General features: G+C 67.1%; 20 protein-coding genes. 5 read left to right on the forward strand and 15 right to left on the reverse strand.

Features of this window, described 5'->3' with window-relative positions; all coding sequences use genetic code 11:
• Window positions 1-136 precede the first annotated feature (136 nt).
• A complete protein-coding gene (locus AC1EJR_RS20735) occupies window positions 137-1,135 on the reverse strand; it encodes an AraC family transcriptional regulator (RefSeq protein WP_092300457.1) in 999 nt (332 codons plus the stop codon).
• Window positions 1,132-1,548 (reverse strand): MerR family transcriptional regulator, encoded by a 417-nt coding sequence (locus tag AC1EJR_RS20740; protein ID WP_092300460.1) that lies wholly within the window; start codon window positions 1,546-1,548, stop codon window positions 1,132-1,134. The genes AC1EJR_RS20735 and AC1EJR_RS20740 overlap by 4 nt, the downstream gene beginning before the upstream one ends.
• Window positions 1,549-1,621: 73 nt before the next feature.
• On the opposite strand from AC1EJR_RS20740, the gene AC1EJR_RS20745 reads away from it, so the two are divergent.
• The gene (locus AC1EJR_RS20745) at window positions 1,622-2,593 is read left to right on the forward strand and encodes an SDR family NAD(P)-dependent oxidoreductase (protein ID WP_092300463.1); all 972 of its coding nucleotides are present in this window, start codon (window positions 1,622-1,624) and stop codon (window positions 2,591-2,593) included.
• A 24-nt stretch (window positions 2,594-2,617) separates the two neighbouring features.
• On the opposite strand, the gene AC1EJR_RS20750 is transcribed toward AC1EJR_RS20745, so the two are convergent.
• Window positions 2,618-2,827, reverse strand: coding sequence for a hypothetical protein (locus AC1EJR_RS20750; RefSeq protein ID WP_092300466.1), 210 nt, complete (start codon window positions 2,825-2,827; stop codon window positions 2,618-2,620).
• Window positions 2,828-3,020: 193 nt separating this feature from the next.
• Between AC1EJR_RS20750 and AC1EJR_RS20755 the strand changes: the two genes are divergently transcribed.
• A complete protein-coding gene (locus AC1EJR_RS20755; RefSeq protein WP_477147495.1) occupies window positions 3,021-3,494 on the forward strand; it encodes a YaiI/YqxD family protein in 474 nt (157 codons plus the stop codon).
• 50 nt (window positions 3,495-3,544) lie between these two features.
• Here the strand turns inward: AC1EJR_RS20755 and AC1EJR_RS20760 are convergent, their stop codons facing one another.
• The 6 genes from AC1EJR_RS20760 to AC1EJR_RS20785 form a co-directional block, all read right to left on the reverse strand.
• Window positions 3,545-4,717 carry a chloride channel protein gene (locus AC1EJR_RS20760; RefSeq protein ID WP_477147496.1) on the reverse strand — a complete coding sequence of 391 codons (1,173 nt, stop codon included), beginning with the start codon at window positions 4,715-4,717 and terminating at the stop codon, window positions 3,545-3,547.
• A gap of 74 nt (window positions 4,718-4,791) precedes the next feature.
• Window positions 4,792-5,334 (reverse strand): cytochrome b, encoded by a 543-nt coding sequence (locus tag AC1EJR_RS20765; protein ID WP_477113615.1) that lies wholly within the window; start codon window positions 5,332-5,334, stop codon window positions 4,792-4,794.
• Window positions 5,331-6,422: a catalase family peroxidase gene (locus AC1EJR_RS20770; RefSeq protein WP_477113616.1), complete on the reverse strand. Its 1,092-nt coding sequence runs from the start codon at window positions 6,420-6,422 to the stop codon at window positions 5,331-5,333. The genes AC1EJR_RS20765 and AC1EJR_RS20770 overlap by 4 nt, the downstream gene beginning before the upstream one ends.
• A gap of 126 nt (window positions 6,423-6,548) precedes the next feature.
• Window positions 6,549-8,153, reverse strand: a complete 1,605-nt coding sequence (locus tag AC1EJR_RS20775; protein WP_477147497.1) for a DHA2 family efflux MFS transporter permease subunit — start codon at window positions 8,151-8,153, stop codon at window positions 6,549-6,551.
• On the reverse strand, window positions 8,153-9,259 hold the full coding sequence (locus AC1EJR_RS20780) for an HlyD family secretion protein (RefSeq protein WP_477113617.1): 1,107 nt from the start codon (window positions 9,257-9,259) through the stop codon (window positions 8,153-8,155). Before AC1EJR_RS20780 ends, AC1EJR_RS20775 begins: the two co-directional genes overlap by 1 nt.
• 81 nt (window positions 9,260-9,340) lie before the next feature.
• Window positions 9,341-9,829, reverse strand: a complete 489-nt coding sequence (locus tag AC1EJR_RS20785; RefSeq protein WP_477147498.1) for a winged helix-turn-helix transcriptional regulator — start codon at window positions 9,827-9,829, stop codon at window positions 9,341-9,343.
• Between the two features lie 118 nt (window positions 9,830-9,947).
• Between AC1EJR_RS20785 and AC1EJR_RS20790 the strand changes: the two genes are divergently transcribed.
• Window positions 9,948-11,420: an efflux transporter outer membrane subunit gene (locus AC1EJR_RS20790; protein ID WP_441593036.1), complete on the forward strand. Its 1,473-nt coding sequence runs from the start codon at window positions 9,948-9,950 to the stop codon at window positions 11,418-11,420.
• A 22-nt stretch (window positions 11,421-11,442) separates the two neighbouring features.
• On the opposite strand, the gene AC1EJR_RS20795 is transcribed toward AC1EJR_RS20790, so the two are convergent.
• The 4 genes from AC1EJR_RS20795 to AC1EJR_RS20810 all read right to left on the reverse strand — a co-directional run bounded on the left by AC1EJR_RS20795 (window position 11,443) and on the right by AC1EJR_RS20810 (window position 15,888).
• Window positions 11,443-13,176, reverse strand: coding sequence for a SulP family inorganic anion transporter (locus AC1EJR_RS20795; RefSeq protein WP_454757807.1), 1,734 nt, complete (start codon window positions 13,174-13,176; stop codon window positions 11,443-11,445).
• An 82-nt stretch (window positions 13,177-13,258) separates the two neighbouring features.
• Window positions 13,259-14,170 (reverse strand): bestrophin family protein, encoded by a 912-nt coding sequence (locus AC1EJR_RS20800; protein ID WP_477147499.1) that lies wholly within the window; start codon window positions 14,168-14,170, stop codon window positions 13,259-13,261.
• A 1-nt stretch (window position 14,171) separates the two neighbouring features.
• Window positions 14,172-15,386: a cation:proton antiporter gene (locus tag AC1EJR_RS20805; RefSeq protein ID WP_477110642.1), complete on the reverse strand. Its 1,215-nt coding sequence runs from the start codon at window positions 15,384-15,386 to the stop codon at window positions 14,172-14,174.
• 64 nt (window positions 15,387-15,450) lie between these two features.
• Entirely contained in the window at window positions 15,451-15,888 is a 438-nt protein-coding gene (locus AC1EJR_RS20810) for a carboxymuconolactone decarboxylase family protein (protein WP_092300499.1), read from the reverse strand.
• Between the two features lie 241 nt (window positions 15,889-16,129).
• On the opposite strand from AC1EJR_RS20810, the gene AC1EJR_RS20815 reads away from it, so the two are divergent.
• Together AC1EJR_RS20815 and AC1EJR_RS20820 are read left to right on the forward strand one after the other, a co-directional pair.
• Window positions 16,130-17,542, forward strand: coding sequence for a PepSY-associated TM helix domain-containing protein (locus AC1EJR_RS20815; RefSeq protein ID WP_477147500.1), 1,413 nt, complete (start codon window positions 16,130-16,132; stop codon window positions 17,540-17,542).
• Window positions 17,543-17,600: 58 nt separating this feature from the next.
• Window positions 17,601-17,999 carry a hypothetical protein gene (locus AC1EJR_RS20820; protein WP_441593028.1) on the forward strand — a complete coding sequence of 133 codons (399 nt, stop codon included), beginning with the start codon at window positions 17,601-17,603 and terminating at the stop codon, window positions 17,997-17,999.
• Between the two features lie 9 nt (window positions 18,000-18,008).
• Here the strand turns inward: AC1EJR_RS20820 and AC1EJR_RS20825 are convergent, their stop codons facing one another.
• Window positions 18,009-18,662: a methionine ABC transporter permease gene (locus tag AC1EJR_RS20825; protein ID WP_477110643.1), complete on the reverse strand. Its 654-nt coding sequence runs from the start codon at window positions 18,660-18,662 to the stop codon at window positions 18,009-18,011.
• Window positions 18,643-19,785 (reverse strand): methionine ABC transporter ATP-binding protein, encoded by a 1,143-nt coding sequence (locus AC1EJR_RS20830; protein ID WP_092300511.1) that lies wholly within the window; start codon window positions 19,783-19,785, stop codon window positions 18,643-18,645. Before AC1EJR_RS20830 ends, AC1EJR_RS20825 begins: the two co-directional genes overlap by 20 nt.
• Window positions 19,786-19,798: the final 13 nt, after the last annotated feature.

A 19,798-nucleotide genomic window follows, 5' to 3' on the forward strand; every position in this document is an offset into this window, starting at 1 on the left:
GTGCCGCTTTCGGCCTCGAAGCCGCGCACGCACCCGGCAGACGGCGTGAGCGTTGCCTGAAGTGGCAGGATTTGTTAGTCGACGGCCAGGATTGACAGTCCGCACCGATCGACGCCAGCCGGCGCCGATCGACGGATCAGAGTGGGCGACGGTAGGCGTTGGGGGTGCTGCCCGTCCAGTGCCGGAACGCCCGATGGAAGGCGGTGGGATTGTCGAAGCCTACGTCGTAGGCAATCGCGGCAATGGGATCTTCGGAACGCGTCAGGCGCTGGATGGCAAGATCGCGCCGCACCTCGTCCTTGATGGCCTGGAACGTCGTGCCTTCGGCCGACAGGCGCCGGCACAAGGTGCGCACGGAGTGATGGAGTGCCTGCGCGACCGCATCGATGGTCGGCGACGCAGGCAGGCATTCGGCAAGGTGCTGGCGCACGCGGTGGCAGGTCAACTGCTCGGCGAAGGCGACGAATATCCAGTCTTCAGGCGCGCGTGCAAGAAATGTTTCGAGGTCCGGCTTGCGTTGCCTGACCGGCAAGTCAAGGTAGGCCGCATCGAAACTGATCTGCGTGCGTGCGCAGTCAAAGCGGACCGGGCCTGGAAACAGATAGAGATGATCGCTGCTCTGCGGCGGGTGCGGAAAGGCGAACTCGGCACCATTGAGCACGATTCTATGGCGGATGAGCCACGAGGCCATCCCATGCACCAGCTTCAGCATCAGTTCGCAGCCCAGCACGCTCACGCCCGGGCCATCCGGGTTCGCCACCAGTTCGACATACCCCTCCCCACCCTCACGCCGTAACGTCAGACGAAATTCATCAAGGATCAGGTGGAAGAACTGGCCAAAACGATGCAGGGCTACCTCCAGCCTTGGCGCGTCGAGCAGGCTGAGACCCAGGAACTTCAGCACGCCATTACGCAGCGGACGGCTGAAGATGCCAGGCATTTCATCATCAAGCTCCATCGCCAGCAGCCGATAGAGCGTGGCGAACTGTTCCTGGGTGACCCGCGCGGCGGGTTGTTGCAGCAGTTCATGCGCAATACCCGAGCGTTCGGCAAGCCGCGCAATAGCAGCCGGATCCGCGCCCGACAGGAAGCCGTTGACGACGGATATCGGGACGGTAGCGGACAGGCCTGTCAAGTGAGGGAGCCGGCAGTGTCACATCCGCAGGATCCCAGGTCCGGGTGGGAGCCCCGCCCGCCTGCCGCCACCCAATCGATCTTCGCGCGTACGAAGCGGATCATCGAGTCCAGTTCCGCCGCCTTCGCTTCGAGTCCGGCAAGTTGTCCCTTCAGGATTTCGGTCCTGCGATCCGGAGAGAAGCCGGTTTCTCGGCGCTCGGTATCCAGGGCGGCGATTTCCTTGAGCGATAGGCCGAGGGACTGCCCCACCCGGACCACCTCGGCGGCCCGGCGATCCTCGTCGGTGAAAAGCTGATAGGGACGTCGCCCTCCCTTGCCGCTTGTTGTCGGCCGGAAAAGCCCGAGCCGTACGTAGAAGCGCACCGTCTCCCGCGACAGTCCCGTGATGTGGGAAAACTCCGAAATCATCATGATCGGTCTATTGACTATGTAGTGCAGTACACACTTAGAGTGTACGCATCTTCAACGACCTGTGGAAAAACATATGTCAAACGGCTCGCTTGGTTGGAAATCGACAGCAAACGATGTGCTGGCCGGGATCGACCTCAAGGGGAAACGGGTGCTGGTCACGGGTGTATCCGCCGGACTGGGCGTCGAGACTGCGCGATCCCTCGTGGCGCACGGCGCTGAAGTGGTGGGTGCGGCACGAGATCTGAGGAAGGCCGAGGCGGCGACTACCGACGTTCGCGCGGCGGCCAGCGGCGGCAATGGGCAATTCGAAATCGTGGAGATGGACCTGGCTTCCCTTTCGAGCGTCCGGCGCTGCGCCGATACGCTCCTTGCAGCAGGAAAACCTTTCGATCTGGTCATTGCCAATGCGGGAGTGATGGCAACGCCGTTTGGACGCACCGTAGACGGCTTCGAGATGCAGTTCGGCACGAACCACCTTGGCCATTTCGCATTGGTCAACCGGATCGCAACGCTCATGCCGGCTGGCGCGCGACTGGTCATGCTCGCGTCCTCGTCGCATCGGGTCGCAGACGTCGATCTGGAGGATCCGAACTTTGAACACAAGCCCTATTCCGAAGGACTAGCCTATTCGCAGTCCAAGACCGCCAACGTCCTGTTCGCCGTCGAATTCGATCGACGCAACAAGGCGCGCGGCGTGCGCGCGACGGCGGTCCACCCCGGCACCATCCAGACAGAGCTGGGGCGTTACGTAGATCCGGTCATGATCCAAGAACGAATTGAGGCGCTGAACGCCCAACTGGCGGCCGAAGGTAAGGCGACCATCCGCTGGAAGAGCATTCCTCAGGGAGCGGCGACTTCGGTCTGGGCTGGCGTCGTCGCATCCGCAGACGACATCGGGGGACGTTATTGCGAGAATTGCCATGTCGTCGAGCCTTCCTCGGACGGCAGTTTCGTGGACGGCGCCAGCCCCCATGCCTTCAATCCGCAAACAGCCAAGGCGCTCTGGGCTAAAAGCGAAGAACTGGTGGGCGAAAGAATCGGGTAAAGCTTGCTACGGTGGCAGGTCCGATTAACGCCGTTTGGCAGCAGCGGCCTTCACGTCCAGGCGGACGATCCAAGCCACGACAATCACCATTGCGACGATGATTGCGTTCGATAGCGCGCCGCCCGCCTCGGCGCGGAGTGCGCCCATCAGCCAGCCGCCGCAAATCAGGACAACCAGCACCTTGACGATGGTGAGGCCGTAGGAGCGGATCAGGTTCGCTATGTAGTCGATCATGGTTAGGTTCCGGTTGCGAGCGCCGGGCTGCTCCGCCAGCGCCCTACAGGTAAGGCGCTGGCATTATGGGGCTCAGGCCTTGCCTACTCAAGGGCCACCCGTTAACGATGCATGCACAATTTTGCGCTTGCGCACGCGGACGGCCCCCGCAGGCGGTACCATGCCCGCTCCCACCCCCTAATTGGAACCCCCAATGCAAGTACTGGTTGACGCAGACGCCTGCCCGGTTGTCGTCAAGGAAATGCTGTATCGAGCCGCGCAGCGTGTCGAAGTGTGCGTCACGCTGGTGGCAAACCAGTACATGCGCACGCCGCCGTCCCGTTTTATCAAGACGATCCAGGTGCCGGCGGGGTTCGATGCCGCCGACAACCGTATCGTTGAACTGGCCTGCAGCGGTGACCTCGTGATTACGGCGGATATCCCTCTGGCCGCCGCGGCTTTGGACAAGGGCGCTCACGTGCTCGACCCTCGGGGAAGCTGGTTCAGTCGCGAGAATATCCAGGAGCGACTGACAATGCGCGATGTGATGGATCAGCTCCGCGMCTCAGGCATCGATACCGGCGGGCCGGCACCGTACTCGGCACAGGACAGCAAGGCGTTCGCTGGCCAGCTCGATCGATTCCTGGCACGCCAGGTGCCATCGGGCGGGGGCGCCCGGAACCCTTAGGCGAGCCACCTCCCCTGTTACTGGCTTCCCGACGTTACCGTCGCGCCCAACTATGGCGCGGGCAGCCGCGCGCAGAGCCGCGCCGCGCCGACCGATCCCGCCACCGCGAGCAGGACCGCCGGCACCAGCGCTTGGGGCAAACCGGTGAACTCCGCCACCAGAACGATGGCCGTCAGGGGCATGCGCATCGACGTAGCGAGGAATGCCGCCCCGCCGACAATCGCGCAGGCGCTTGCCGAAACGCCGGGCAAGGCGGCATTCCACAGCGCGCTGCACGCAATCGCAAGCAGCGCTCCGCACGCAAGCCCGGGCGTCAACAGGCCGCCGATGGCCCCCGCGCGCAACGATGCGCAGATGACGATCACCTTGAGTGCGAGCAGCGTGCAGGCCATGCCCAGCGCCATCTCGCCCTGGAATCCGAGCTGCGCCGGGCCCTTGCCGTTGCCCAGCAATTCCGGAAAACGCATGCTCAGGAGCCCCAGCGCCGTAAAGCTCAGCATGCAGAGCACGGGCAGCCAGACGCCGCGCGGCGCGTGGGCGCGGGCAGTGGCAGTCGCCCGCCTGAATGCAAAGCCGGCGACACCGAAGATCGGCCCGAACAGGAGCGCCCACACCGTGAGCCAATGGTTGAGCGATAGCGTAGGAACAGCGTATTGCACGCCCGAACCGAGCCCGAGGGACGCGATGAGCGCCGCCAGCGCGGACATAAACAGCGCCAAGGCCGCCGCGCTCGGGTTAAACGTGCCGAGCAGGACTTCGAGGGTGAAGACCGCGCCGGCCAGCGGCACGCCGTAGACCGCAGCCAGCCCGGCTCCTGCGCCGGCGGCCACGATCCAGGTCCGTTGTTCCGCCGGTAGCGCGAAGACCGCAGCGAGGCGCGAGGCAATCAGTGCGCCGATCTCGCGCGGCGCCACTTCGCGGCCCAGCGGAGAACCCATGGCAACGGTGAAGATCTGAAGCAGCGCGTGGACAATGGTCGACCCGGGCGGCATGGGCGCGCCTTCGTCGACAGCACGTTTGATGCTGACCAGCGGACGTCCATAGCGATAGAGGGCGAACCAGCCGACGCCCGCCACAACGCCCGCGCCCATCGCCACCGCCAGCCTCCGGAGCGGCGTGGCGCTCTMCACGCCGGCCAGGAAGCTTTCGCTACTCACCACGTGAGAAAGGCTGTAGTGATAGGCCAGATGCTGGATCGCATGGAGCAGCAACGCCAGTGCCATCCCGCCCAGGCCTGCACCTACTGCCGTGAGCGTGGCAGCGAGGAGCAGGCGCCCTATCGCGGCGGTGTCGCGCACTACCGTGCGGTGCCTGTCGTCATCGATGCCAGCACGCCGTCACGCCGGATCATGCCGTGGTACAGCGCGGCCGCGATGTGAAGCAAGAGGACGGCGAGCAGCAAGAACGCGCCTACAGTGTGTGTCTCCCGCAAGAACGCATAGAGATGAGCGCTGTGCGGCAAGATGGGCGGCAGTTGCACCGCGCCGGCCAGCACCACCGGATAGCCGCCCGCCGAGAGCATGCCCCATCCGATCAAGGGCATGGCGAGCATCAAGCCGTACAGCACCACATGCGATGTCTTGGCCGCCACGCGCTGCAGCCGGGGCATCGACTGCGGCAATACCGGCGGCCGGCTCAACAGCCGGTTGCAGACACGAATCAGCGCCAGCAACAGGATGCCGATGCCAATCGCCTTGTGCAGCGACAACAGCGCCAGATACCGCGACGACACCGTCGCCACCATGCCAATCCCGATGAACAGCATCGCAAGGATGAGCACCGCCATCGCCCAGTGCAGGATGCGGGAAGGCAGCGAGAAACCACGGACACTGGATTTCATGATCGACCTCCTGCCTGGACTTCGGCTTCTGTGACGGCACTGGGTGGCTTGGCGGCGCGCTCGCGTTGCCGCAGCGTGAACGATTTCGCGTACGCAGCCGAGCGGGCGCTCGGGATTGCATCCGCCGACGTGCGCATGCCGGCGGGCAGCACGGTCGGATCGAAATTGATGTCAGTGCAGGTGCCGCGCTCTTCCGCCGTCAGGTGGTCGAGCGTCACGGTGCCCACCTCCACGCGCGTTCGGTCGTCGGGCCAGGGAACGTTGGGACTGACCGGATCGGTGGGGTGGCCAATGGTGACCACCATCTTCCACTGCAATGGCTGTTGGGCGGCATCGGCAATCAGGCCATCGAAGAGGTAGTTGGGATCGTTGTGCGATGGGGGACCGGCCGGCGCGAACGCTCGCACAGGAACGGCGGACCACCGCACCGGTATGGCGACGCCTGCCTTGTTGACGAACAGGAAGGTGTCGAGTCCGTTGTAGGTGTCGTTTGCAAAGCCAGAAGACACCGCACGCTTGCTCACGATGGCGATGGCTGACCCGAACTCTGGATGCGTCGCGGCGAACGCCTTCATCTTCTCGGGGTCTGGCTTGCCGGTCCGCTGATCGGGAACCGAAGCGATCATCTGATCGTAGAACGCCTGCACGTTGGCGAACGGGAAGACCGGAATGTCGATCATCGCAGTTCGCCACTCTTCCCCGCCCCGGGGGTTGAACTGCAGGGCGAGGCTGCGCACCAGGGTCGGCGCATCCGGGATGAAAGGCATGCCCCCCGCAAAGGCGAAGCGCCCGGTCACGGGCACGCGCCCCGGCGCCAGCACATCGGCCTTGCTGAACGCCGTGCCCGCGCCCGTGCTGTCGAACCATCCGGTTGCGCACAGCCCCTTGGCGTGGTTGCGCCGGAAGCCGATGTGCCTGCCGTTGACGGCCTCGAAGCCGTCAATCACCTTGCCCTGGGTCAATCTCCCGGGCGTCAGCCATCCGCCGGCATAGGCGAAACCGCCTGCAATGCAGAGGATGACTGCGCCGATGGTGCCCAGCCGGATTGCCACGGCGGCGGCGCCAAGCTTGCTGGAGTCTTCGTCCATATTCGGTCCTCGTTGTACCGGCCCCTAGGGCAGTGAAGACCAATACTTGTCGATACGCCAGTGGTGCCCGTTTGGCGCGGGCAACCTATTGTCCGATCTGCACACTGATGCGCGGGCAGGCGCCTCTTAATGCGCATCCGCCGACGGCGCCTTGGGGGCGGCCACCTTGCGCATCAGCGGCACCATCGCCGTGGCAATGGCGAAGCACACCAGAATCATCAGGTAGATGTCGCCAAAGGTCTGCGTCTGGGCCTCGCGCCAGGCCAGCCCCCATAGTTGCCGCAGTGCTGCCGTCTGCGCATCGAGGGCGTCGTGGCCGGCCGCCATGAACCGCTCGGCAACGCTCTGCAGCAGGTTGCCCATCGCCTCATTGCGGATGTTCAGATGCTCCGCCTCGCGCAGGAAGTGCATGTTTCCGCGATCGTTGAGCACCGTGGCGCACGCCGCAATGCCGATGGCGCCGCCGAGGTTTCGCATCAGGTTGAATAGCCCCGACGCCAGCTTGAGCCGTTCCGGCGGCAGGCTGCCGAGCGTCAGCGTGACCGTCGGCGCCACCGCAAACTGCTGCGCCATGCCACGCAGCGCCTGCGGCAGCAGCAGCTCTGCCGATCCCCAGTCGTGCGTGATGGGCGCGAAGTACCACATCGAGATGCCGAACATCGCCAGCCCGAACATCATCAGCCAGCGCAGGTCCACCCGGTTCGCCAGGAAGGCATAGAGCGGGATCGACGCCATCTGGAACACGCCCGTGGAGAACACCGCCAGTCCGATATCGAGCGCGCTGAAGCCGCGCACGCGCCCCAGGAACAGCGGCGTCAGGTAGATGGTGGCGAAGATGCCAATGCCTGTGACGAAGGAGAAGAAGCAGCCGAGCGCGAAGTTGCGCTCCTTGAGCGCGCGCAGGTCCACCACCGGATTCGCATAGGTCAGCGAGCGCCAGATGAAGGCCACGCCCGCCAGACCGGAGATCCAGGCCGTGGCCAGGATCACGTCATCGCCGAACCAATCCCAGCGCGGCCCTTCTTCCAGCGTGTATTCGAGGCAACCCAGGAACAACGCCATCAGCCCCATGCCGAGGTAGTCCGCCCCGCGCACCAGCGACCAGTTGGGCCGGTCGACCTTGACCAGCAGCGGCACCGCCACKGTGACGAAGATGYCCGGCACCAGGTTGATGAAGAACAGCCAGTGCCAGGAGAAATGATCGGTGATCCAGCCGCCAACCGTCGRTCCCAACGTCGGCGCCAGCGAGGCCAGCGCGCCGACCGTGGCGGCGGCGATCACGCGCTGCGGCCCGCTGAAAAACGCGAAGGCCGTGGTGAACACCATCGGGATCATCGAGCCGCCCAGGAAGCCCTGCAGCGCGCGGAACGCGATCATGCTCTGGATGTCCCACGCCATGCCGCACAGCAGGCTGGTCACGGTGAAGCCGGCTGCGGAGGCGGCGAACAGCCAGCGCGTCGACATCACGCGCGAGAGCCAGCCCGACAGCGGAATGACGATGATCTCGGCGATCAGGTAGCTGGTTTGCACCCAGACGGTCTCGTCGGTCCCGGCGGAGAGCGCGCCGCCGATATCGCGCAGCGACGCGGAGACGATCTGGATGTCCAGCAAGGCGATGAACATGCCCACGCACATCGTGCCGAAGGCAAACACCTTGGCGGCGGTGGACATCTCGCCCGGAGGCGTCTCCGCCACGGCGCGCGGCGGGCTGGTCAGGCTGGCGGCCGTCATCACTGCACCTGCTTCGGCGGCAGCGTATTGACCTGCGCGATGACCGAGAGGCCCGGGCGCAGCACGCCAAGCCGGGCATCCTGCTCATCCAGTTGCACCCGCACGGGCACGCGCTGGACGATCTTGGTGAAGTTGCCGGTGGCGTTCTCCGGCGGCAATACGCTGAACTGCGCGCCGGTGGCGGGCGCCAGGCTTACCACGTGGCCATGGAAGACGCGGCCGGGCACCACGTCGGCCTCGATCTCCACCGGCATGCCGGGGCGCATATGCGCGAGCTGCCCCTCCTTGAAATTGGCGTCGACCCACAGCCCGCCCGCCGGCACGATGGCCAGCAACTGGCTGCCGGCGCCGGCAAAAGCGCCCACGCGGGCGCGCCGGTTGCCCACGGTGCCATCCACGGGCGCGCGCAGTTCCGTATAGCTCAGGTTCAGTTTGGCGATGTCCCGCTCGGCAATCGCCTGCGCCAGCGCGGCCTGCGCCTGCTGCTTCTGCGTGCCGATCACATCCAGTTGGCGCTGCGCGGCGAGCAGCGACGCACGCGCGCGCTCGCCATTGGCCTGCGCCTGCTTGTAGTCCGAATCCGCCTTTTGGGAGCTTTGGATCGAGACCGCCGCCTTGGCCACCAGGCTGGCGTAGCGGGCCTGGTCGTCGCGGGCGCGCACGGTGTCGGCGTTGGTCGACGCAATGCCAGCCTTGGCCTGCCCGATCACCGCCTCCTGCAAGCGCGCCGTCGCATCGAGGTTGGCCAGGAGTGCCTGCTGGGCCGCCACGGCGCCCTCGGCCTTGGCCAGCGCGGCGCGATAGTCGCGGTCGTCGATGCGCACCAGCAGGTCACCGGCGCGGACGGACTGGTTGTCGGTCACCGCCACTTCCGCGATATAGCCGCCCACCTTGGCGCCAATCACTGTGACATCKCCGCCGACGTAGGCATCGTCGGTGCTTTCCACGAACCGGGCGGATGTCCACCAGTGGTAGCTGTAGCCCACCCCGGCCAGCCCGGCCGCTACCAACAGGCCAGTCGCCAGCAGCCGCTTGGCGCTGACCTTGGATTTCGTCGCGGGAATGGAGTCGGCTCCGACCCGTTCAGTCAGCGCATCGCTGCTCATGGCACTTCCTCTCTGCATGCGGGGATTGCCCGCTGCCTGCGCAGCGGTGTTGATAAAAGGGGATGGATTCAGGGGATCGACTCAGGCCTCGGCCGAGCGCTCCAGCCGCTGGCGCAGGCGCTCGGTGGCGGCGGGGCCGGGCACGACGTGGAAATCGTGTCCGACGATGGGACGTCCGCTGGCGGCATCCACCAGCACCGGCTCGACGCGCTCGCCGGTCTGACGGTCCACCAGTTGCACGCTTTCGCCTTMGGGCGMGAGATGCCTGTTACCCCAGGCGAGCATCGCCAGCAGCACCTGGCGGAAGTCACGGCCGCGGTCCGTCAGGATGTATTCGAAGCGCGGCGGGCGCTCGCAGTATTGGCGGCGCTCCAGCATGCCCTCCTCCACCAGCGAGTTCAGGCGGCGGGTCAGCATGTTCGGGGCGATGTCCAGGTTCTGCTGGAACGCATCGAAGCGGGTGATGCCGTAGAACGCCTCGCGCAGGATCAGCACGCTCCAGCTGTCAGCGACCCGGGCAACCGTGCGGGCGATGGGGCACGGCGTCTCGCCAAGTGGCTTTTTCTGCATCTCCGGACTCCTTGAAATACACGTTGCTATCAATTTGAAAGTTAGTCTAGACTAGTCACTATCATCATGCAAGTTAGTTGATGCAATTCTCCCTAGTTGCTGTCGAAAGGTGTCCGCAATGCCGCTTCATTCGCCCCGCCCCACCCGCGCCGGTCTCCCGCGCCTTCTCTCTACCTTGATCGCCGCCGGCGTCGCCGCCACCCTCGCCGCCTGCGCAGCCGGCCCGGACTACCACGCGCCCGATGCGAATATGCCGGCGGCCTATCCGCATGCCGCGGCCCTGGCTGCCCGCGAAGCCACCCAGCCCGCACCGTCACTGGATAGCTGGTGGCTGGGCTTCGACGATCCCGCGCTGACGCGGGTCATCCAGCGCGCGCTGGAGCAGAACCTGGATCTGGCGGCGGCCATCGCCCGCGTGGATCAGGCCCGCGCCGCCGCGCGCCGGGCCGGTGCCGAATTGCTGCCGCAGGGGTCGTTCTCCGCCAGCGTCGGCAAGCAGCGCCAGTCTCTGGAAGGGCCGCAAGGCAGGCTGGGCAGAAACCTGCCGGGCTATGACCGCAACCAGACGCTGTACAGCACGGGCGTGGGGGCAAGCTGGGAGATCGATGTGGCCGGTGGCCTGCGCCGGGGCGCCGAGGCGGCCAGCGCGGAAGCCCAGGCCGCCGAAGCCGAGCATCTGGGCGTGCGCGTGCTGGTGGTGGCGGAAGCCGCCGATGCCTACTTCCGCGTGCGCGGCGCGCAGCAACGCATTGCCATTGCACAGGAACAGGTGCGCACCAATGCCAGGCTGCTGGAGCTGGTGCAACTGCGACTGGCCGATGGCATCGGCGCCGAGCGCGAACGGGCCCAGGCGGAAGCGCAGCTCGCGCAGACGCGCGTCACGCTCCCGCCGTTGCAGATCGAACTGGAGACCCAACTCAACCGCCTCGACGTGTTGATGGGCGCGCAGCCGGGCACCTACAGCGCCGAACTGACGACGCCCACCGAGCGTATGACCGTACCGCAGATCTCCGTGGCGCAAGGGCCGGCCAACCTGCTGCAACGCCGGCCGGACGTGATCGCGGCCGAACGCCGTTTGGCGGCATCGAACGCCCAGATCGGCGTTGCCACGGCGGAGTACTACCCAAAGGTGTCGATATCGGCCCTGCTCGGTTTCGAGAGCCTGACCGCCAGCAAGCTGTTCACCGCGTCGGCATTCCAGCCCGCCGCTATCGCCGGGCTGCGCTGGAGACTGTTCGATTTCGGCCGGGTGGACGCCGAAGTGGCACAGGCCAAGGGCGCCAACGCCGAGGCCCTGGCCAACTATCGCAAGTCCATGCTGCGCGCCACCGAGGACGTGGAGAACGCGATCATCGCGCTGACCCAGCTGGAGGTACAAAGCCGGGAACTGGCCGTGGAAGTGGCAGCCCACGCCCGCTCGCGCGGCGCCGCCGAGGAGGCCTACAAGGGCGGCGCGGTCAGCCTGTTCGAAGTCCTCGAAGAAGACCGCCTGCTATTGGCGGCGCGTGACCAGCAGGCCAGCGTGCGCGCCGACAACGCCCGCGCAGCCGTGGCGACGTTCCGCGCGCTGGGCGGCGGGTGGACGGAGTGAAAGCGCGGCCACGCTAGCCGCGTCAGCCCGGGCGCGCGGGGTCTGCCGGCAAATTCAGATAGTCATCCACTGCGCTGCCCACGGTGGGATGAAAGCGATCATTGCTGAAGACCTCGGTCAGTTCGAAGCGCCTGAGCTTGTCGCGGACCGGGTCCTTCATCTCGGCGAAATGCAGCGCGATGCCGTCCGCGCTCAGGGCGTGGCTCAGTTCGCGCAGCATGTCCGCCGAGGTGACGTCGACACTGGTGACCGGCTCGGCGGCCACCACCACGCGGCGCACCGGGGTGGGCGAGTCCGCCACCGCCTCGGTGAGCCGTTGCTGGAATTGCTCGGCATTGGCGAAGAACAGCGGCGCGTCCCAGCGAAACAGCACCAGCCCGTCGATGCGCGCCGCCTCGGGGTAGCGCTTCATGTCGTGATAGCCGCGCAGCCCGGGCACCCGGCCCAGCACCGCGAAGTGCGGCCGCCAGCCGTCCCACAGGAACTCGATCACCGCCACCACCACGGCGAGGCAGATGCCGGGAATCGCGCCGAACACAGCCACGCCGGCGAAGCACAGCATCGACAGCCAGAACTCCCATTGCTGGATGCGAAAGATGCGCTGCAGGTCCTTGAACTCGAACAGCCCGATCGCTGCGGCGATGACCACGGCGGCCAGCGCGCTGGTGGGCAGGTAGCGCAGCAGGTTGGGCGCGAACATCAACAGCGCCGCCACGGCGACGGCGCCGACCACGCCGGTCAACTGCGTGCGTGCGCCGGCCGCCTCCGCCACCGGGGTGCGTGACGCGCTGCTGCTGATCGGAAAGCCCTGGAAAAAGCCCGCCGCCAGATTAGCGGCGCCGAGCGCCACCATCTCCTGATTCGGGTCCACGCGCATATGCGCGCGCGCCGCGAAGGTGCGCGACAGCACGCTGGTATCGGCAAACGCGATCAGCGCCACGGCGCAGCCGCCGAGCACGATCTTGACCAGATCCGCCTCGCTGAGCCACGGCACCGCAAACGCCGGCAGGCCCTGCGGAATTTCGCCGAGGATCTTCACGCCGCGGCTATCCAGATGGAACAAGGCGACCGCCAGCGTGGCCAGGATCACGGCGATCAGGATGCCGGGAACCCGCTCGAAGCGCTTGAGCAGCAGGATCACGACCAGGCTGGCCGCCCCCACCGCGAAGCTGTAGCCGTTGGTCTGGCCATCGGCAATCGCCCGGCCCAGCTCCCACAACTCGCGCAACGGCCCGGCATCCTCGATCTGGATGGCGAACAGTTTCGGCAGTTGGCTGACCAGCACGGTCAGCGCAATGCCATTCATATAGCCGTAGCGGATCGGCTTCGACAGCAGCTCGGTGATGAACCCAAGGCGCAGCAGCCCCAGCACGATGCAAAACAGGCCGGAAACGATGGCCATCAGGCTGGCTGTGGCGATGGCGCGCGCCGGATCGCCGGCGGAAGCGGTAATGACGACTGCCAGAATCGGCGCCGCCAGCGCGGAATCCGGCCCCAGCACCAGAATTCGGCTCGGGCCGAACAGCGCGTAGGCCAGCAAGGGGACGATCGTCGCGTACAGGCCATAGACGCCGGGCACGCCCGATGCCTCGGCATAGGCGATGCCCACCGGTACCAGCATCGTGGTCAGGACCAATCCGGCAGCGATGTCACGGGGTAGCCAGGCTGGCTGGTAGGTCGCCAGGGTTGCCAGTCCGGGCAACCAGCGCCGCCACGGGGAGGCAGGCGCGTCACGCGGGGCAGAGGCGTTGGCCATGGATGGGGTGGGCAGGCACGCCGCATGCAGCGCGATGCTTCAGCATAGGCCGGGAACGCCGCAAAGGGAAATGGCGCGAAGGTCAGGTCTGGATGAAGTCCCGGTGGGCCGGCGCGGCGCTCTTGGGGGCTTCGCCGATCATCTCCAGCACCGTCKATTCGATCATGTAGGACATGGCGGTCAGCGCCAGATCATTGGGTTCCTCGCCGAACGGCTCCTCGATCTCGGCGCTGAGCGCCTCCAGCGCGAAGAAGGTGTAGGCGATAAAGCAGACGATCACCGGCGTCATCAGCCCGATCGAATCCAGCAGGCCGAACGGCAGCAGCATGCAGTACAGGTAGATGCACCGATGGATGATGACGGAGTAGGTGAACGGGATCGGCGTGCCGGCCAGCCGCTCGCAGCCGCCCAGCGCCGTGCTGAGCTGATTCAGCGACATTTCCATCGACTGGGCCAGCGGCGGCGCCAGTTGACCGGCACGGAGTCGCTCCCCCACCCATTCACCCGCCATCAGCAGCACGATGGCGGGTTTGAACTTCGCGGCCTTGAGGCGGGCCGCATCCGCCTCGTCGAGGAACGGCGCCACATCGGGCCAGGCCTCGCTGCCGCGCAACTGATGGCGCAGCGCGTGCACGAACGCGCAGAGCCGATAGGCCAGCTGGCGCGCGTCGCGCGGGTCGGCCCCGAGCGTCAGCGCCTGCCGCGTCAGCGAGCGCGCTTCATTGAGCACGCTGCCCCAGAGCGTGCGCCCTTCCCAGAAGCGCGCGTAGCTGGTGCTGTTGCGAAAACCGAGGAAGATGGCCAGCGTCAGGCCGATCAGCGAGAACGGCACGAAGTTCAGCGACACCTTCCAGTCGCCAATCCGGCCGTGGAAGGTGGTGATCAGCGCGGCAAACAGCGTGATGGTGACGAGCTGCGGGGCGATCTTGGGCAGCACCGAGCCCCGCAGGACAAACAGCATCCGGAACCAGTGCAGCGGCGGGCGGGTAATCATGTCAGGGGGCCTCGCGCAGCCGCAGCGCCGCCAGTGCCAGCGGCTTGGCGACGACGGTCGTGGCGAGGGCCATCAGCAGCAGCCCCGAGAACGCCGCCGCGCTGATCAGGCGGTTCTCGAGCAGGATGGCCAGCACCACCACCTCCATCAGCCCCTTGGTCTGGGCCAGCGCGCCCAGCGTCCAGGCATCGCGCCGCCCCAGGCCGGCCATCCGCGCCGGCAGCGCCGTACCCGCCATCTTGCCCACCACGGCCACGACGGTGGCCACGGCAAACACCACGAGGGCGTCGCCGCCGGCCGTCGTCAGGTCGGTGCGCAGGCCGGTCATCAGGAAGAAGAACGGCATCAGCACCACCACCGTGGTCGGCTCCAGTTGCCGGCCGATATCGGCCGCCGCGCCCCGCGGCAGCACCACGCCGGCCAGGAATCCGCCCAGGATGTAGTGCAGGCCGATCAACTCCGATGCGCAGGCCGAGCCGAAGATCAGCACCACCACCGCAGCCAGCCGGGCGTCCGTCCCGCGCAGGCGCGGCAGCCCCGCCGCCAGCAGCGGCCGGACGATCAGGAACATGGCGGCCACGTAGGCGGCCCCGGTCAGCACCAGCTGTAGCGGCGCCTGGGCGGCCTGCCCGGTACTGGCGAGAATGCACGAAAGCACGATCCAGATGGCGGCATCGCTGACCGCCGCGCAGGCCACCGCGAGCCGGCCGGCCGTGGAATCGCTCAAGCCCATTTCCCGCAGGATGGCGCCGAGCACTGGCAGCGCGGTCACGGCCATCGACACCCCCACGGCAATCGCGAATTGCCAGGGCGTGGCGGCCTCCCCAAGCAGCCCGGGCCGATAGTGGCCGAGCCCCAGCCCGGCGCCCACGCCCAGCACAAACGGCACCAGCACGCAGCCCAGCGCGGCGCTAATGGCGATCTTCCGCAGGCCGCGCGCCTCGCCCCCGCCAATGTGCAGGCCGGACAGGAAGGCGAACAGCACCACGGCCAGCCATTGCAGGCCGGTCAGCGCGGTCAGCCGGGTGGCGCCGAACAGCGCCTGCCAGCTATCCGGCCAGAAGGCCCCGAGCAGCGACGGCCCCAGCAGAATGCCGCCCACGATCTGCATGACCACGAGCGGCACGATGCCACCCATGCGCAAGCCGCGCCACAGCAGCAGCGGTGTGCCGACGACCAGACAGGCCTGGGCGAAGAAAATCGAGGTGGGATTCATGGTCTGAGCGATGGTTGGCGCGATGCAGCGGCGATGATACCTCGCCCGCACCGCGCCTCATCGCTCAGGCCGGCGTCTTGCGGAAGGCAATCGCGAAGCGGTTCCAGGTATTGATCGCGGAGATCAGCAGCGTCAGGTCGACCAGTTCGGCATCCGAGAAATGGGGCCGCACGGCTTCCCAGACAGCGTCCGGCACGTGATCCTGCGAGACCAGCGTCACCGCCTCGGTCCAGGCCAGCGCGGCCTGCTCGCGCGCCGTGAAGAACGGGGTTTCGCGCCAGACCTGCAGCGTGGCCAGCCGGCGGTCGTCCTCGCCGCCTTTCCGGGCGTCGGCGGTGTGCATGTCGATGCAGTAGGCACATCCATTGATCTGCGAGGCGCGCAGGCGTACGAGTTCGACGAGMGACTTTTCCAGTTCGTTCTTGGCAATGCGATCTTCCAGCCCGAGGACGGCCTTGATGGCGGCGGGACTGGCCTTGTAGAAGTCGAGACGGTGTTGCATGGCTTGCTCCGGTAGTGGATGTAGTCGATTGCGGCGGCAGCGTCGTCGCGGCCTTGGATCCAAGCTTAGGAGCCGGAGTGGTATTTCCAAATTACCAATTTCCGGCATTTTCAGGTAGCCACCCGGCGTGGCGGGTTCACGTGATACAGGCATGATCGATCACACGCGCCAGCGGCATTAGGTCGCAGCCGCAACCGTCACCGGGAAGGTATCCTTGGCGCACGTTCTTTTCGCACGCCTCATGCCCCAAATCGCTCCCCGGCCCGCCGCCCTCGCCAGCGCGGACGCCTCGTACCGCATGCTCTGGCGCTGGCATTTCTACGCCGGCCTGTTCGTGATGCCGTTCCTGATCGTGCTGGCCGTGACCGGCACGCTCTACTGCTTCCAGCCGCAGATCGAGCCCCTGCTCTACCCGCAGTTGCTGAAGGTCGAGCCGTCCGGCGAGCGGCTACCTGCCCAGCGCCTGCTGGACCGCGCACGGGAGGCCGCGCCCGCCGGGGCGACAGTCACCAACTACACGCTCAATACCGATCCCCGGGCGAGCGCCKAATTCGTCTTCCGCCTGCCTGCGGGCGGCAGCGACAGCGTCTTCCTGAACCCCTACACCGGCACCTACCTCGGCAGCCTGAGCGTGGAAGACCGCTTCATGAAGCAGGTGCGCATGATCCACCGCGCCCTGCTCGTCGGCAAGCCGGGCGAGTTGCTGATGGAACTGGCGGCATGCTGGGTGCTGGTGATGATCGCCACGGGCCTGGCGATGTGGTGGCCGCGCCTGCGCCAGCGCGGCGCGCGCGCCTTTGTGCCCGGCCCCGCCACGGGATCGCGCGGCGGATGGAAGGAAATCCATCTCGTGCTCGGCGCATGGCTGGCCGTGGGCGCCTTGGCGTTCATCCTGTCCGGTTTGCCGTGGACGGGTTCGTGGGGCAAGCAGTTCAAGGCGCTCGCCACGGCCGCGAATCTCGGCCGTCCGGCCGATGGTCAGGGCGACATGCACGCGCATGCCGCGCCCCCGGCCGCCGGCGCCGATCACGCCAAGCATCACCACACGATGGAATCGCTGCCGCTGGCAGACATGCCATGGGCCGTCGGCCTGACCGCCGTGCCCAGCGTAGCCCCGGCGCAGACCGCGCCGCTGACACTGGATCAGGTCGTGGCCGTGGTGGCCGCCCAAGGCATCACCACCGGCTGCCAGGTGGTCTTCCCGAAGGCGCCCGGCGGCGTCTATACCGCGTCCTGCTTCCCTGCCGATCCGAGCGGCGAGCGCACGCTCCATATCGATCCCGCCAACGGGCGAGTCGTCAAGGATCTCCGCTTCGCCGACTACGGGCCCGTGGCGCAGGCCATCTCGTACGGCACCTCCCTGCATATGGGCCGCTACTTCGGGCTGGCCAACCAGCTTATCTGCGCGGCGATTTCGTTGGGCCTGATGGCGATGGCCATCACGGGTCTGGTGATGTGGATCCAGCGCAAGCCGGCGCGCAAGCTCGGGGCGCCGAGCCATCCCGCCGCATTGCCGCCGATGCGCGCCTGGGCCATCGGGCTGGGCCTGCTCGGCGCCGTGTTCCCGATGATGGGCGTCACGCTGCTCGCGGTCTGGCTGCTCGACCGCCGCATCGCTGGGGCGGGCGGTGTGCGGACTGCGCCGACGGTGTGACACGCCTTGCCGGGGAATTGGGGGTAATATCGCCCCACTCCCCAGCCTTGCCTCCACCGTGGAAGACTTTCCTTACCTTGATTTCGACGCCTTGCAGCAACTGGCGCAGCGCACCGACCACGTCACCACCGACTGCACCTGCGCCGCCGACGCGCTACGCGGCTGGGCCAGCCTGCCAATTTCGTTTCCCGACGCACAACTGAAGAAGATCGGCACGCTGGTTGCCAGCGCCTATGAGGAAGCGACGTTCCAGGAGTACGACCCCGACAGCGTCGGCTTCTGGTCGCCCGAGGCCCCGGTGGCGCCGCTGTACTACCCGGCCAACCGCTGCGATGTCTGGGCCTGCACGGTCTGCGACCGCGCGTTCCTGCGCTATGTGGAAGGTGGCGGCTACTTTGTCGATCCACGCATCCGCCGGCTCACGGGCCGCGTGCTGGTCGATGCCCGCCTGGGTTGAATCGCCCGATCAGCGCGCGCGCAAGCGCCTGACCCACTGGTCGCCGGCCGCCTGTACGCCGGTGACCAGCGCAATCAGCACCACAATCACCACGACCATCACCACCGTATCGAAGCGCTGGTAGCCGTAGCGGATCGCCAGGTCGCCCAGCCCGCCCGCACCGACCGCGCCGGCAATCGCGGACGCCCCGATCAGCGAGACCACGGTGATCGTGAACCCGCCGACGATGCCCGGCAACGCTTCCGGCAGCAGCACATGCCAGACGATATGGCGGCGCTGGCATCCCATCGCCTGGGCCGCCTCGATCAAGCCATGGTCCACTTCGCGCAGGCTCACCTCGGCAATCCGCGCGAAGAACGGTGTGGCGCTGATCGCGAGCGGCACCACGGCCGCCCAGACGCCAATCGTCACCCCTACCACCAGCCGCGTGAACGGCAGCAACGCCACCAGCAACACGATGAATGGCGTAGCGCGGAAGCCGTTGACCAGGGTGCCAGCCAGCCGATGGAAGCGCGGCGCGGGCCGCATGCCGCCCGGCGCAGTCACCACCAGCAGCACGGCGAGCGGCAGCCCGGCCAGCGCGGCGATCAGCGCGGAGGCGCCGACCATCGTCAGCGTATCGAGGAAAGCGGCCCAGAGGCGGTCAATGAGTATCGGAGACATAACCTAGCGTGGTGACGTGATGGGCGATAGCCCCGGCCGACGCCACCGCAGCCTCCAGCGCGGCGTGGGCGGGGATGGAGAGCAGCAGCGCGCCTTGCGTGTGCCCCTGAATCCGGTCGAGACTGCCATGCAGCAGCCGCACGCCGGCGCCGAACGCGGCGGCCACGCGCGACAGATCCGGCACCTCGCCGCCGGCATAGCGCAGTTCGACCACTCGATGCCAGTCCCCCGCGCCCTCCGGCTGCGCATGCAGGCGCTGCGCGATGTCCTCGGGCACGCGCGTGGCCAGCGGCGCCAGCAGCGCCCGCGTGGCATCGTGCTGCGGATTCCCGAAGACCTGCCACACCGGCCCGGTCTCGGCGATGGCCCCGCGTTCCAGCACCAGCACGCTGTCGCAGATCGCCCGAATCACGCGCATTTCGTGGGTAATCAGCACGATGGTGATGCCAAGCCGCGCGTTGATGTCGCGCAGCAGGGCCAGGATCGACTGCGTGGTCTCCGGGTCCAGCGCGGAGGTGGCCTCGTCGCAAAGCAGGATGTCGGGCCGATGAACCAGCGCGCGCGCAATGCCCACACGCTGCTTCTGTCCGCCCGACAGCCGGCCGGGGTACGCATCCGCCTTGCCGTCGAGGCCGACCAGCGCCAGCAGCGACGCCACGCGCTCCGCGATCTCCGCCCGGGGCACGCCGGCCACCTTGAGCGGCAGCGCCACGTTTTCGGCCACGGTCTTGGCGGACAGCAGGTTGAAGTGCTGGAAGATCATGCCGATCCGCCGGCGCAACGTCACCAGTTCGCCCGTCCCCAGCGTCGCCACGTCCACGCCGCCCACGGTGACCCGGCCTGCGCTCGGCGTCTCCAGCCCGTTGATGGTGCGCAGCAGGCTCGACTTCCCCGCGCCGCTGCGACCGATGATCCCGAAGATGCCGCCAGCGGGAATCTCAAGGTCAATCTCGCGCAGCGCCTCCACCGGCCCGCTCGCCGCGTGATAAGTCTTGCCCACGCCCTCGAATCGGATCGAACCCGCATTGGGCGCGGTTGTGCCTTCCGCGCGTGCCACCGGCGGCGCGCTACGCGAAGCAGTCTGGAGAAGTCCCCTGCGGAACAACGGAAAGGTGGCGGCCATCTGCACGAGTCTC

It is taken from the genome of Cupriavidus sp. 05T42, assembly GCF_056396345.1.